The following is a 936-nucleotide window of genomic DNA, read 5'->3' as shown; positions in this document are numbered from 1 at the left end:
TGGAAGTATGAGGCTACGCAAGCCTGCAATTGAGGATCAGGGTTAGGTAAGCCTATTAAAACAGCCCACTTATGGAAGTACGGATTAGTCCACAATGAACCATTAATGATTGCTTGAGCCAACGGCGGAATAACACCAGGAGGAGCAAAAGCACCCATAAATAATTGCGTGTTGAATTGCGGGTTGAAGCCATCCCAGCCCCAGCCAATACCCCAATTATATAATAGTGAGTATGCTGCTGCGGTGTATCTTGGGTCAGTGTAGGGCATGCAGTCATAAGCCCACATGGGGTCAATCATGTTCTTCGGGAAGACAGCACCGAAGTCACCCTCAGCAATTGTAACACCTGGCACCCAGTATTCGAACCATGCGAAGTACGCCTTAACCAACTCATAGTATGTTGATGAACCAGGCTCAGCAGCCGTTATGGCATTCTCCCAGTTAGTTAAGTTTATTAAGCCGTATGTTGAATTAATGCACCATATAATTGTATTGTTAGGTATTGGTAAGTTAGTGGTTAATGGCTGGCAGTAGTAGCCGACTATTTGATTATCCTGAACCTGAGGCCATGCGAAGGGTGTGGTGGTTGAGCCAGTGAAGTTGGCGCAGAATCCACTTTCATAAACTCCGCCAGCCGCGTACTGGGCAATATCGTAGTATATCCATGCTGTATCAACACCACCCTTAGGTGCGCCAGCATACAGCCAGTCGGCTGTGGCACCCATCTTAGTTAAGCCACATGGCCATAACTGTGACCATATACCCGGCTCAAGGGTGTAGAACGTGGTCTTAATGCCGAACTTGCTGACTTGAACAGAGGCCTCCTGGACATCGAGGATCCAGAACAGTAGGGCTGTTGATAATGCGTAAACATTCAGCTTTAGTGGTGTTCCGTTTGGTAGGTACCATTGCCCATTCTTGTAGTATAATCCGGCT

Annotated in this window: 1 pseudogene; it reads right to left on the bottom strand. The window is 47.3% G+C overall.

Annotation, left to right across the window (positions count from 1 at the left end):
- Positions 1 to 936: pseudogene (locus ACP5L5_RS11710) on the bottom strand (ABC transporter substrate-binding protein); the annotation flags it as partial.

Source organism: Vulcanisaeta sp. (genome assembly GCF_049966235.1).
GTDB classification, from domain to species: Archaea; Thermoproteota; Thermoprotei; order Thermoproteales; family Thermocladiaceae; genus Vulcanisaeta; species Vulcanisaeta moutnovskia.
The sequence above is the reverse complement of the archived record's forward strand: the minus strand, read 5'-3'. Positions and strand labels throughout refer to the sequence as shown.